The sequence below is a fragment of the Citrobacter sp. RHBSTW-00570 genome (assembly GCF_013739755.1).
GTDB lineage: Bacteria > Pseudomonadota > Gammaproteobacteria > Enterobacterales > Enterobacteriaceae > Citrobacter > Citrobacter braakii.
Window position 1 is genome coordinate 1130312 of sequence record NZ_CP056399.1, and the last position, 12602, is coordinate 1142913.

Below are 12602 nucleotides of genomic sequence, written 5' to 3' on the forward strand. Positions count from 1 at the left end.
AGGAAGGAATAGCTATGCCTTTATCTCGCGAAGCGATTGTTGACCAGTTAAAAGAAATTGTTGGGTCCGAACGCGTAATTACCGATGAAACGGTATTAAAGAAAAACAGTATTGACCGCTTTCGTAAATATGCCGACATTCACGGTATTTATACACTACCCATTCCGGCAGCAGTGGTAAAACTCGGTTCGACAGAGCAGGTTTCCCGCGTTCTGGCGTTTATGAATCAGCATAAAATCAATGGAGTTCCGCGTACCGGCGCATCCGCGACGGAAGGGGGGCTGGAAACGGTGGTTAAAGACTCCGTGGTGCTGGACGGGGCAGGGATGAACCAGATCCTGAGCATTGATATTGAAAACATGCAGGCGACCGCTCAATGCGGCGTGCCGCTTGAGATTCTGGAAAATGCATTGCGCGAAAAAGGATATACCACCGGGCACTCGCCGCAGTCTAAGCCGCTGGCGCAGATGGGCGGCCTGGTTGCAACCCGCAGCATCGGGCAGTTCTCCACTCTTTACGGTGCCATTGAAGATATGGTCGTGGGGTTGGAGGCGGTGCTGCCGGACGGCACGGTAACCCGCATCAAGAACGTGCCACGCCGGGCCGCCGGGCCGGACATTCGCCACATCATCATTGGGAACGAAGGCGCGCTGTGCTATATCACTGAAGTGACGGTGAAAATCTTCAAGTTCACGCCGGAAAATAACCTTTTTTACGGCTACATTCTGGACGATATGAATATCGGTTTCGACATCCTGCGTGAAGTGATGGTGGAAGGCTACCGTCCTTCGATTGCACGCCTGTATGACGCCGAGGATGGCACCCAGCACTTCACTCATTTTGCTGACGGGAAATGCGTGTTGATCTTCATGGCTGAGGGCAATCCGCGAATGGCGCAAGCCACTGGCGAGGGCATTGCGGAGATCGTCGCGCGTTATCCACAGTGTAAGCGTGTGGACAGCAAGCTGATTGAGAACTGGTTTAACCATCTGAACTGGGGCCCGGAAAAAGTGGCTGCCGAACGCGTGCAGATCCTGAAAACCGGCAATATGGGCTTTACGACGGAAGTTTCCGGCAGCTGGAGCTGCATCCATCAAATTTACGAAAACGTGATCCATCGTATTCGTACTGAATTCCCACACGCAGATGACATCACCATGCTGGGCGGTCACTCTTCCCATAGTTATATCAACGGTACCAACATGTACTTTGTGTATGACTACAACGTAGTGGACTGCAAGCCGGAAGAGGAGATTGATAAGTACCACAACCCGCTTAACAAGATTATTTGCGAAGAGACGATCCGTCTTGGCGGCTCAATGGTGCATCACCACGGCATCGGCAAGCATCGTGTTCACTGGAGCAAGCTGGAACATGGCAGCGCGTGGCCGCTGCTGGAAGGTCTGAAACGTCAGTTTGATCCAAACGGCATTATGAACACGGGAACGATCTACCCGATTGAGAAATAAACATCAGCTGGCTTCCTGATCGGGAAGCCACAATTTTACCGGACAGGGGTAGAAATGAACACTTCACCGGTGCGAATGGACGATTTACCGCTTAACGGTTTTCACTGTCGTATTGCCGCCTTGACCTTTGGTGCTCACCTTACCGACGGCTATGTTCTTGGTGTTGTCGGCTATGCCATTATTCAGTTAACACCTGCCATGCAGCTCACACCGTTTATGGCCGGGATGATTGGCGGCTCGGCGCTGCTCGGGTTGTTTCTCGGTAGTCTGGTGTTGGGCTGGATTTCAGACCACATTGGTCGACAGAAGATCTTCACTTTCAGCTTTGTGCTGATCACTATCGCCTCTTTTTTACAGCTTTTCGCCACCTCGCCGGAACAGCTTATTGGTTTACGCATCCTGATTGGGATTGGGCTGGGAGGCGATTATTCCGTAGGGCACACTCTGCTGGCCGAATTTTCACCACGACGACATCGGGGAGTGTTACTGGGGGCTTTTAGCGTGGTATGGACCATCGGCTATGTGCTGGCAAGCCTGGCGGGACACCACTTTATTACCGAAAACCCGGATGCCTGGCGCTGGCTGCTGGCGTCGGCGGCGCTGCCCGCACTATTGATTACCCTGCTTCGCTGGGGGACGCCGGAATCGCCTCGCTGGCTGCTGCGCCAGGGGCGTTTCGCGGAAGCCCATGCCATTGTTCACCGCTATTTTGGGCCGCACGTATTGCTCGGCGACGAGGTTTCTGCGGCGTCCGGGAAACATATCAAAACGCTCTTTTCCCCCCTCTACTGGCGGCGAACCGCGTTTAACAGCGTGTTTTTTGTTTGTCTGGTGATCCCGTGGTTTGTTATCTACACCTGGCTGCCAACCATTGCCGGGACCCTCGGCCTGGAGGATGCGCTCACCGCCAGCCTGCTGCTGAATGCGTTGTTAATCGTTGGCGCACTGCTGGGGCTGATATTGACACATCTGCTGGCGCACCGTCGGTTTCTGCTTGGGAGTTTTTTTCTGTTGGCTGCCACGCTGGTGGTGATGGCTTTTCTGCCGTCCGGTAGCTCGTTAACTTTGCTGCTTTTTGTCCTGTTCAGCACCACAATTTCTGCGGTCAGTAATCTGGTAGGGATCCTGCCTGCTGAAAGCTTCCCGACGGATATCCGCTCTCTGGGCGTGGGTTTTGCGACGTCGATGAGCAGACTTGGCGCGGCAATCAGCACCGGCCTGCTGCCCTGGACGCTGGCGCAATGGGGGATGCAGGTCACGTTGCTGCTGCTGGCTGGCGTGCTCCTCATTGGATTTATGGTGACATGGCTATGGGCACCGGAAACGAAGGCATTGCCGCTGGTGGCGGCCGGAAGCGTGGAGAAAAGACAGGGAGGAGCAAATGAACATTCTGTTCGCGTTTAAGGCCGAACCAGACTCCGGCATGTTGGCGGAAAAAGACTGGCTGGCGGCGACGGAAGATACCCGGGGCCCGGACACCGCGCTGCTGCGCTGTTCTCCTGGTGCCGATGAGCAGGCGGCTGCGGCATTACTGCTGGCGCAACGTCGTGAAGGTTGTGATATGACGTTAACCGCGCTAAGCATTAGCGATGAGCGTGCTATTCATTGGTTGCGCTATTTTGCCGCGCTGGGTTTTGATAAGCCGGTGTTGCTGGAAACGACGGCGGATCTGCGCTTTGCGCCGGAATTCATTGCCCGGCAAATAACTGACTGGCAGCGTCATCACGGCGCGGATTTGATTATCACTGGCTGTCAGAGTAGCGAAGGGCAGAACGGGCAAACGCCATTTTTGATGGCTGAAATGTTGGCCTGGCCCTGCTTTACCCAGGTGGAGCGTTTTACGCTGACGCCGCCTTTTGTTGTTGTCGAACAGCGAACGACAACCGGGTTACGCCGCTGCCGGGTGCGGCTTCCGGCAGTGATTGCCGTCAGGCAATGTGGTGAAGTTGCGCTTCCCGTCCCCGGAATGCGCCAGCGTCTGGCGGCGGTAAAAGCGGAGATTGTGCGCCAACCAGCGTCCAGTGATGAAACTCCGAACGTGCAATGTCAGAAGCTGGCGCGACCGGCGCAGCGGCGCAGCGCCACGATTATCGACGGCGCGACGGCGCAGGAAAAAGCCCGGATATTGTGGAATGATTATTTGCGCCAGAGGATGCAGCCATGAAGATCGTTGTGATTACGGAATCGGGTGAATGCGCTGCAATAGCGGGCTGGATCGCAGGGAACGCGCTTAATGCAGCAGAACTGGAACGCTGGACGCTCGACCCGATGCCGGACGTGGCGGAGCAGGTGCTGGACGCGCTGGCGGCGCAGTGGTTGCTGACGCCAGCCGACATCCTGATTTTTCCGGCGGGTGCGCTGGGGGATGAGCTTGCGACGCGGCTGGCCTGGCGTCTGCACGGCGGCAGCGTTTGCCAGGTGCAGACGCTGGATGCACAACAGGGGCTGGTGACGAAATCCCACTGGGGGAATGCGCTGACGGCCCGGCTACAATTCACCGCGCGTCCCTTGTGCCTTTCACTGGCGCGACAACCGGAAACGGGCGCGTCGGGCAACGTGCTGCCAGCGATGGTGGAGCGCCGGATTGCCCCCACCACACCTCCGGGCTGGCTGGATAGCGTAGAAAGCATCGACCGTGTTACAGCTCATCCTTTGTTGCAGGCCGGGCGTGTGCTGGTGGTAGGGCAGGGAAGAAGTGACGCCGATGCCGAAAAAATTACCGCTCTTGGTAAGGTGTTTGGTGCCGAAGTGGGATACAGCCGTGCACGGGTGATGAATGGCGGCTTTGATGCTGAGCGCGTGATTGGCATCTCAGGTCATCTGCTTGCGCCGGATGTCTGCATTGTGGCGGGAGCGTCCGGGGCGGCGGCGCTAATGGCCGGGATTCGTCAGAGCCGGTTCGTCGTGGCGATAAACAGTGACGCCAGAGCGCCGGTCTTTTCACAGGCGGATGTCGGGATTGTGGATGACTGGCTGCCGGTGCTGGAGGCGTTGGCAGCCATCGCAGAAAATTAATTCAGGGGCAGGCCGGATCAGGTGTTTACACCGCTATCCGGCACCTCGGGTTAATGCAGCTTTTTCGCTAACGTCCAGACGTCGGTGTTGGTAGTTGAAAGTGCTGCTACACCAGCTTTCATCGCATTGCGAGCGTCCTCTTCATCGCAAACCAGACCACCGGCAATCAACGGCTGGCGTATTTTTTCCGTCACCCATCCCAGCACTTTTGGCATGCATCCCGGCAGGATTTCAATACAGTCCGGGTTCGACTGTGCGACCTGCTTATCAATGTTGTGAAAGGAGATGGAGTCGACGATAAACAGGCGATGAATACAGAAAAAGCCCTCCGCCCGCGCGGCTTTCAGCATCGACGCTTTGGTACTGATGATGCCGTCGGCCTCGGTGACCAGCTTCAGAAACTGGATCACCACCTCTTTATTGGATGCGCCCTCCAGCAGATCAACGTGTATAAATGCGTATTTACCGGCATTTTTAATTTTCTTTACGATATGGCTGATGGTGCAGATATTGCCGTACAAAACAGATATGAACTGGCATTCGGAATCGATGGCTAATTGCAGACTGGCGTTGTCTTTCACCGCGGCAATAACCGGATTCTGGCGAAGCAGGTGTAACAGGGGCATAAATTATCCTATTAAATTATCCAAATCGGTAAGTGATGCCAAAGCCGGACGCGGGGTAGCGCCACTGTTGCAGTGTTTTTTCATCACACAACAGTCGACAGGTGCCGCACTCCAGGCAGCCGCGAAAGTTGATCCGTAGCTCACCTTCCGCCGTAAGAGAAAACAGTCCGGCGGGGCAGGACGTAATCAACCGTTCTGCCGTTTTGCTGTCAATAACGGTCGCAGGAACGATATGTGAAATGTCGGCGGGACGCCAGACGTTACGGGCTACAGACATCGTAAGCTCCTGATGATATCGCCTGCCAGATGACGCAGGCCGTGACGACGAAACTGACGCCAGACAATCTGGCGCAGCGGGGCTACCGGGCGGTCGCCCTGATGCCAGATTTCACGGGAAATAGCCTCCATCAGCATGGGCCATTGGCGATACCATCCGGGGCGCTGGAGCAACGCCGGAACATCCCGGTAACGTTGCAGAACGTCCCACAGCAGGCTGTGCTGGATGTCGTGGTGATAAGCCGGAAACAGATTTTGCGGCTCGCGTTTCCGGCAGGCGTTAATCAATGTTTGCGCCGCAGCCTGAGCACCAATGAGCGCCATATCCATGCCGCGAACGGACAAACCGGTATTCACACAGCTGCGCAGCGCATCGCCCACCAGCAGCCAGCCTTCTCCTGCATATTGTACGGGCAGGCTGTGCAACCCGCCTTCTGGAACCAGATGCGCACCATATTCCAGCGTTTCGCTGCCTCTGAGCAGCGGATGTAACGCCGGATGCGTCTTGAGCCGCTCCAGCAGTTCAGCCGCCGGGACATCGCTTTGTGCCAAAGAGGAGAGCGGACAAACCACGCCCAGAGAGAGCGTCTCCTGATTGGTATAGAGAAACGCGCCGCCGGGAAGTTCGCCACAAATATTGCCACTGAACAGCATTGCCGCGCCTTCGTCATTGGATAAGCGGAAACGTTCCTCAAGTAACGATTTATCCAGCGCCAAAGTCTCTTTAATGCCTAATGCCATTGCGGTTGTCGAGGGACGCGGCAGGAATCCGTAGCGCTCGGCCAGTACGCTGTTTGCCCCTTCCGCCAGTACCACATAACGGGCGCGCAGCGTCTCGTTATCGGCAATAACGCCGCAGACTCTGCCCTCTTCGATATGGAGCGCCTCGACCGTCACACCGCTGATAAACTGTACGCCTTCGGCCTCGGCCTGGGCGACAAACCACGGGTCGAAGCGGGCGCGCAGCAGGCTCCATGAGTCTCCATCCGGTTGCAGGCTGGAGTACGTCGTTGCGCCATCGCGAGTTAACAGCGAGAGATTTTCCTGGGTAATTCGGCGTTCAAGTGGGGCTGAATGTTGGAAGTGGGGAAGAAGTTCACCGAGCGCGTGAGTATACAGACGCCCGCCGGAAAGGTTTTTACTGCCGGGAAGCTCGCCGCGTTCAATAAGCAAAACTGACAGTCCTGCTCGCACGCAGCGTAAAGCACAAGCGGTGCCCGCTATCCCTGCACCGATAATAATAATATCGAAATCGTCAGACATGTTGTGCTCCAGATATCCAGAGCACATAACCCTAACAGAGTGTTAGTTAAGGAAAATTGACCGTTGCCACAGACGATACAATCATTCCCCGCGATACACGCAGCCTGCTGTGCAGGTCTCTTTCACCATTACGGCACTCAGCAGAGGGACAACCGGTTTAACCTGATCCCAAATCCATTTGGCCAGTACTTCACTGGTTGGGTTTTCTAAGCCAGGAATATCGTTCAGATAGTAGTGATCGAGTCTGTTGTAAGTTGGCTTAAACGCGGCTTTTAACTCAGAAAAATCCATGATCCAACCGGTATGCGGATCGACTTCACCGGTAATTTCAAGACGCACCATAAATGAGTGACCATGCAGGCGGCCACACTTATGCCCTTCCGGTACATGCGGCAGGCGGTGAGCGGCTTCGAAGGTGAAATCTTTAAACAAGGTGGTGGACATTTTTTACTCTCAAGAATGCGAAAAACCGCCGTAGGGTACCGTAAAGAGCGAATTTTATCATTAGTTAAAAGGGCGCTGAGTATCAGAACGACCTATTCATGATGGTAATATTTAATAATTATTGATATATCATATGGTTATCCAATCTGTTTTGCTGTTAATAACTATAACTAAAACAGGTTAGTTCATTTGGTTATTTGTTATTTCTATCCCTTCTTTAATTGTTACTATCCCCGCCGTTAACCTTATCTTCAGTTTGGGTTTTATTGCTGAAATCCGCTTTGCTTACTGGAACATGACAACGCATGACGACACAGGTCCCACCTTCCGCTCTGCTACCGCTAAACCCGGAGCAACTGGCACGCCTTCAGGCGGCCACGACTGATTTCACTCCCGCACAGCTTGCGTGGGTTTCTGGCTATTTTTGGGGCGTGCTGAATCAGCAGCCAGGCAGCAATGCGGCGACTCCTGCGCCTGCTGCTGAAATGCCTGGTATTACGCTTATCTCCGCCTCGCAAACCGGTAATGCGCGTCGTGTGGCGGAAGCCCTGCGCGATGATCTGATCGCTGCAAAGCTCAACGTCACTCTCATCAATGCTGGCGACTATAAATTCAAACAAATCGCCAATGAGAAATTGCTGATCATAGTGGCGTCGACGCAAGGGGAAGGTGAACCGGCGGAAGAAGCCGTAGCGTTGCATAAATTCCTGTTCTCGAAAAAAGCGCCGAAGCTCGATAACACCGCTTTTGCCGTGTTTGGTCTTGGTGACACTTCTTACGAGTTTTTCTGTCAGTCAGGAAAAGACTTCGATGCAAAACTGGCTGAGCTGGGCGGTGAACGCTTGCTTGACCGCGTGGATGCCGACGTCGAATACCAGGGCGCGGCAGCCGAATGGCGTGCCCGTCTGGTTGATGTCCTGAAAGCGCGTGCCCCTGCGGCATCGTCTGTGCAAGTTGCTGCGAGCGGTGCGGTAAACGAAGTACACACCAGTCCGTACACCAAAGAAGCGCCGCTGACGGCGTCGCTTGCGGTGAATCAGAAAATCACCGGTCGCGACTCGGAAAAAGATGTGCGCCATATTGAAATCGATCTCGGCGATTCCGGCCTGCGCTACCAGCCGGGCGATGCCTTAGGAGTCTGGTATCAGAACGATCCTGAGCTGGTCAAAGAGTTGGTTGAATTGCTGTGGCTGAAAGGAGATGAGCCGGTCACGGTTGACGGCAAAACCCTGTCGCTCACCGAAGCGCTGCAGTGGCATTTCGAGCTGACGGTTAACACCGGCAATATCGTCGAGAACTATGCCACTTTAACCCGTAGCGACTCTCTGCTGCCGCTGGTGGGCGACAAAGCGCAATTGCAGCATTACGCCGCAACCACGCCAATCGTCGATATGGTGCGCTTCTCCCCAGCGCAACTGGACGCCCAAACGTTGGTTGATCTTCTGCGCCCGCTGACGCCGCGTTTGTATTCTATTGCCTCTTCCCAGGCGGAAGTGGAAAGCGAAGTGCACGTCACCGTGGGCGTGGTGCGTTATGACATTGAAGGTCGTGCCCGTGCTGGTGGCGCGTCCAGTTTCCTCGCCGATCGCGTGGAAGAAGAGGGCGAAGTGCGCGTGTTCATCGAACACAACGATAACTTCCGCCTGCCGGCTAACCCGCAGACACCGGTGATTATGATTGGACCAGGCACGGGGATTGCGCCGTTCCGTGCATTTATGCAGCAGCGTGCGGCTGACGGAGCCGAAGGCAAAAACTGGCTGTTTTTTGGCAACCCACACTTTACCGAAGATTTCCTGTACCAGGTGGAATGGCAGCGTTACGTCAAAGAGGGCGTACTGAGCCGCATCGATCTTGCCTGGTCGCGCGATCAAAAAGAAAAAGTCTACGTACAAGATAAACTGCGCCAACAAGGTGCGGAACTGTGGCGCTGGATAAACGACGGTGCCCACATTTATGTCTGCGGCGACGCCAATCGCATGGCGAAAGACGTTGAGCAGGCTTTGTTGGAAGTGATTGCCGAATTCGGTGCTATGGATATCGAAGCGGCGGATGAATTTTTAAGTGAGCTGCGCATTGAGCGCCGTTATCAGCGAGATGTCTACTAATGAGCGAAAAATACCCAGGACCATTGGTGGTCGAAGGCAAGCTGTCCGACGCTGAGCGTATGAAGCTGGAAAGCAACTATCTGCGCGGTACGATTGCCGAAGATTTAAACGACGGCCTGACCGGCGGCTTCAAAGGCGATAACTTCCTGCTGATCCGTTTTCACGGTATGTACCAGCAGGATGACCGCGATATCCGCGCCGAACGAGCCGAGCAAAAGCTGGAGCCGCGTCATGCGATGCTGCTGCGCTGCCGTCTGCCGGGTGGGGTGATCACCACCAAACAGTGGCAGGCGATCGACACGTTCGCCCATGACAACACGATTTATGGCAGCATTCGTCTGACCAACCGTCAGACCTTCCAGTTTCACGGCATTCTGAAGAAGAACGTTAAGCCGGTACACCAGATGCTGCATTCGGTCGGGCTGGACGCGCTGGCGACCGCCAACGACATGAACCGTAACGTTCTGTGTACCTCTAACCCGTACGAGTCCGAGCTGCACGCGCAAGCCTATGAATGGGCGAAGAAGATCTCTGAGCATCTGCTGCCGCGCACCCGCGCCTATGCGGAGATTTGGCTCGATCAGGAGAAAGTCGCCACCACCGACGAAGAGCCGATCCTCGGTCAGAGCTATCTGCCGCGTAAGTTCAAAACCACGGTCGTAATCCCGCCGCAGAACGACATCGATCTGCACGCCAATGACATGAACTTTGTGGCGATTGCCGAAAACGGCAAGCTGGTGGGCTTTAACCTGCTGGTGGGCGGCGGTTTGTCCATTGAGCACGGTAACAAGAAAACCTACGCCCGCACCGCGAGCGAGTTTGGCTATCTGCCGCTGGAGCACACCCTGGCGGTAGCGGAAGCTGTGGTGACAACGCAGCGCGACTGGGGTAATCGTACCGATCGTAAAAACGCCAAAACCAAATACACGCTTGAACGCGTTGGTATCGACACGTTCAAAGAGGAAGTGGAGCGTCGTGCGGGTATTAAATTTGAGCCGATCCGCCCGTACGAGTTCACCGGTCGCGGCGATCGTATTGGATGGGTAAAAGGGATCGACAATAACTGGCACCTGACGCTGTTTATTGAAAACGGCCGTATCCTGGATTATCCGGGCCGTCCGCTGAAAACCGGCCTGCTGGAGATCGCGAAGATCCACAAAGGGGATTTCCGCATCACCGCCAACCAGAACCTGATCATTGCTGGTGTGCCGGAAAGCCAAAAAGCGAAGATCGAGAAGCTGGCGCGCGATCACGGATTGATGAATGCGGTGAAGCCGCAGCGTGAAAACTCGATGGCCTGCGTGTCGTTCCCGACCTGTCCGCTGGCGATGGCGGAGGCCGAACGTTTCCTGCCATCGTTCACTGATAAAGTGGAAGCTATTCTCGAAAAACACGGCATTCCTGACGAGCATATCGTGATGCGCGTTACAGGCTGCCCGAACGGCTGCGGCCGCGCGATGCTGGCGGAACTGGGCCTGGTGGGTAAAGCCCCGGGGCGCTACAACGTACACCTTGGCGGTAACCGCATGGGCACGCGCATTCCGCGTATGTATCGCGAAAATATTACGGAATCGGAAATTCTCGACTCCGTTGACGAACTGGTTGGGCGCTGGGCGAAAGAGCGCGAAGCGGGTGAAGGCTTCGGTGATTTTACGGTGCGTGCGGGCATCATTCGCCCGGTGCTCGATCCCGCCCGGGATTTCTGGGAGTAACCACGAGAGGTAATTATGTCCGTACTCGATCTAAACGCCCTTAATGACCTGCCAAAAGTCGACCGCATTCTGGCGCTGGCGGAAACCAACGCACAGCTCGAAAAGCTGGACGCCGAAGGGCGCGTGGCGTGGGCGCTGGAAAACCTGCCTGGTGAATATGTACTGTCATCAAGCTTTGGTATCCAGGCGGCAGTAAGCCTGCACCTGGTGAATCAGGTTCACCCGGATATCCCGGTGATCCTCACCGATACCGGCTATTTGTTCCCGGAAACCTACCAGTTTATTGATGAGTTAACGGACAAACTCAAGCTTAATCTGCAAGTCTACCGGGCGAAGGAGAGCGCGGCCTGGCAGGAAGCGCGCTACGGCAAACTGTGGGAGCAGGGCGTTGAAGGCATTGAGAAATACAATGAGATCAACAAAGTCGAGCCGATGAACCGCGCGCTTAAAGAACTCAATGCGCAAACCTGGTTTGCCGGTCTGCGCCGCGAACAGTCGGGCAGCCGGGCGCATTTGCCGGTGCTGGCTATCCAGCGCGGCGTGTTTAAAGTGCTGCCGATCATCGACTGGGACAACCGTACCGTTTACCAGTACCTGCAAAAGCACGGCCTGAAATACCATCCACTGTGGGATCAGGGCTATCTGTCAGTTGGTGATACCCATACCACCCGCAAATGGGAGCCGGGTATGGCGGAAGAAGAGACGCGGTTCTTCGGATTGAAGCGCGAGTGCGGATTGCACGAAGGGTAAAAGATAAAAGCCCGGTAATGTTTACATATTACCGGACTTCTTCTTCAGGATTTTCCCGCCTTTGCCAGTTCTTTTACCAACGGGAGCATAATGCGTACCACGTCGCGGCTACGGTGCTCTATCCTGCCCGGTAAGGCTTTATCGATATGCTGCTGGTTATCCAGTCGCACATCGTGCCAGCTGTTGCCTGCCGGGAACGAGGCGCTTTTGGCGCGCTGTTGATAGCCATCTTTCTTGCCCAGACTCCAGTTGGTTGCTTCAACGGAGAGCACGGCAATGCCTGCGTTGTCGAAGACCTCTGCGTCGTTACAACATCCAGTACCTTTCGGATAGTTTTTGTTCAGTCCCGGATTGGTGCTGGCTACGATACCGCGGCTGTGCGCGATGGCCAGTGCCCGGTCGCGCGTCAATTTTCGCACCGCTTCCGGGGTTTTCTTACCGCTATTGAAATAGAGCTTATCGCCGACGATCAGGTTATCGAGGTTGATAACCAGCAGCGTATTTTTCTTCTCGGCGGCGCTCATTCGCTTCAGGATGTTCTCCGCGCCCAGTTTGCCTTCTTCCTCGCCGCTGGTGGCGATAAATCGAATGCCGTACTGCGTCGGCACGTCTTTGAGTTTTTCCGCCAGTTCCAGCATCACGCCAAGTCCTGCGGCGTTGTCATCAATACCTTGCAGGGTCAATCCACCCAGATTGGCATCGGAATCGGCGTCGCTCTGTGCGGCGTAGGTGTCGAGGTGCGCCATGATAATAATCTGCTGTGGCGCTTTACCCTCATGTGCGGCAATAACGGTACTTCCCGTGACGTTATGCCAGTTTTTACGGTTATTTTTGGCGGTATAAACATAACGGCTATTAAACGTTCGAATATTGTAATGGCTCAATAGTAATGTCCGCCTGTGGCTCAATTCAGATGTCCGCGCTATGGTAAGCTTCACTGGT

General features: G+C 55.1%; 10 protein-coding genes and 2 pseudogenes. 7 read left to right on the forward strand and 5 right to left on the reverse strand.

Features of this window, described 5'->3' with window-relative positions:
• The first annotated feature begins 14 nt into the window (after positions 1-14).
• From HV237_RS05390 to HV237_RS05405, 4 genes and pseudogenes are all read left to right on the forward strand, one after another.
• Complete coding sequence (locus HV237_RS05390; RefSeq protein ID WP_047357892.1) at positions 15-1469, forward strand: FAD-binding oxidoreductase; 1455 nt, start codon at positions 15-17, stop codon at positions 1467-1469.
• Positions 1470-1514: 45 nt separating this feature from the next.
• Positions 1515-2873, forward strand: a pseudogene (locus HV237_RS05395) (MFS transporter); the annotation flags it as partial.
• Positions 2851-3633, forward strand: a complete 783-nt coding sequence (locus HV237_RS05400; RefSeq protein ID WP_047357890.1) for an electron transfer flavoprotein subunit beta/FixA family protein — start codon at positions 2851-2853, stop codon at positions 3631-3633. The pseudogene HV237_RS05395 and the gene HV237_RS05400, both read left to right, overlap by 23 nt.
• Positions 3630-4484 carry an electron transfer flavoprotein subunit alpha/FixB family protein gene (locus HV237_RS05405; RefSeq protein WP_047357889.1) on the forward strand — a complete coding sequence of 285 codons (855 nt, stop codon included), beginning with the start codon at positions 3630-3632 and terminating at the stop codon, positions 4482-4484. The genes HV237_RS05400 and HV237_RS05405 overlap by 4 nt, the downstream gene beginning before the upstream one ends.
• A 50-nt stretch (positions 4485-4534) precedes the next feature.
• Here HV237_RS05405 and HV237_RS05410 read toward each other — a convergent pair whose 3' ends face one another.
• The 4 genes from HV237_RS05410 to queD all read right to left on the reverse strand — a co-directional run bounded on the left by HV237_RS05410 (position 4535) and on the right by queD (position 7093).
• Positions 4535-5110: a glycerol-3-phosphate responsive antiterminator gene (locus HV237_RS05410; RefSeq protein ID WP_016157338.1), complete on the reverse strand. Its 576-nt coding sequence runs from the start codon at positions 5108-5110 to the stop codon at positions 4535-4537.
• 16 nt (positions 5111-5126) lie between these two features.
• Entirely contained in the window at positions 5127-5387 is a 261-nt protein-coding gene (locus HV237_RS05415; protein WP_047357888.1) for a 4Fe-4S dicluster domain-containing protein, read from the reverse strand.
• Positions 5378-6649: an FAD-dependent oxidoreductase gene (locus HV237_RS05420; RefSeq protein ID WP_047357887.1), complete on the reverse strand. Its 1272-nt coding sequence runs from the start codon at positions 6647-6649 to the stop codon at positions 5378-5380. Before HV237_RS05420 ends, HV237_RS05415 begins: the two co-directional genes overlap by 10 nt.
• Positions 6650-6730: 81 nt before the next feature.
• Positions 6731-7093, reverse strand: coding sequence for a 6-carboxytetrahydropterin synthase QueD (gene queD / locus HV237_RS05425; protein WP_016154218.1), 363 nt, complete (start codon positions 7091-7093; stop codon positions 6731-6733).
• Positions 7094-7398: 305 nt separating this feature from the next.
• On the opposite strand from queD, the gene cysJ reads away from it, so the two are divergent.
• From cysJ to cysH, 3 genes are read left to right on the forward strand one after another with little or no spacing between them, the layout of a single operon-like run.
• Positions 7399-9198: an NADPH-dependent assimilatory sulfite reductase flavoprotein subunit gene (gene cysJ / locus HV237_RS05430; protein ID WP_047357886.1), complete on the forward strand. Its 1800-nt coding sequence runs from the start codon at positions 7399-7401 to the stop codon at positions 9196-9198.
• A complete protein-coding gene (gene cysI / locus HV237_RS05435; protein WP_047357885.1) occupies positions 9198-10910 on the forward strand; it encodes an assimilatory sulfite reductase (NADPH) hemoprotein subunit in 1713 nt (570 codons plus the stop codon). Before cysJ ends, cysI begins: the two co-directional genes overlap by 1 nt.
• Before the next feature lie 15 nt (positions 10911-10925).
• Positions 10926-11660, forward strand: a complete 735-nt coding sequence (gene cysH / locus HV237_RS05440) for a phosphoadenosine phosphosulfate reductase (protein WP_016157335.1) — start codon at positions 10926-10928, stop codon at positions 11658-11660.
• Between the two features lie 44 nt (positions 11661-11704).
• Here the strand turns inward: cysH and HV237_RS05445 are convergent.
• Positions 11705-12532 (reverse strand): annotated as a pseudogene (locus tag HV237_RS05445) (aminopeptidase); the annotation flags it as partial.
• Positions 12533-12602 lie beyond the last annotated feature (70 nt).

What these genes read in the sequence shown, in the direction of transcription:
- HV237_RS05390 (WP_047357892.1), top strand. Translation starts at nt 15, where the DNA reads ATGCCTTTATCTCGCGAAGCGATTGTTGACCAGTTAAAAGAAATTGTT.
- HV237_RS05400 (WP_047357890.1), top strand. Translation starts at nt 2,851, where the DNA reads ATGAACATTCTGTTCGCGTTTAAGGCCGAACCAGACTCCGGCATGTTG.
- HV237_RS05405 (WP_047357889.1), top strand. Translation starts at nt 3,630, where the DNA reads ATGAAGATCGTTGTGATTACGGAATCGGGTGAATGCGCTGCAATAGCG.
- HV237_RS05410 (WP_016157338.1), bottom strand. Translation starts at nt 5,110, where the DNA reads ATGCCCCTGTTACACCTGCTTCGCCAGAATCCGGTTATTGCCGCGGTG.
- HV237_RS05415 (WP_047357888.1), bottom strand. Translation starts at nt 5,387, where the DNA reads ATGTCTGTAGCCCGTAACGTCTGGCGTCCCGCCGACATTTCACATATC.
- HV237_RS05420 (WP_047357887.1), bottom strand. Translation starts at nt 6,649, where the DNA reads ATGTCTGACGATTTCGATATTATTATTATCGGTGCAGGGATAGCGGGC.
- queD (WP_016154218.1), bottom strand. Translation starts at nt 7,093, where the DNA reads ATGTCCACCACCTTGTTTAAAGATTTCACCTTCGAAGCCGCTCACCGC.
- cysJ (WP_047357886.1), top strand. Translation starts at nt 7,399, where the DNA reads ATGACGACACAGGTCCCACCTTCCGCTCTGCTACCGCTAAACCCGGAG.
- cysI (WP_047357885.1), top strand. Translation starts at nt 9,198, where the DNA reads ATGAGCGAAAAATACCCAGGACCATTGGTGGTCGAAGGCAAGCTGTCC.
- cysH (WP_016157335.1), top strand. Translation starts at nt 10,926, where the DNA reads ATGTCCGTACTCGATCTAAACGCCCTTAATGACCTGCCAAAAGTCGAC.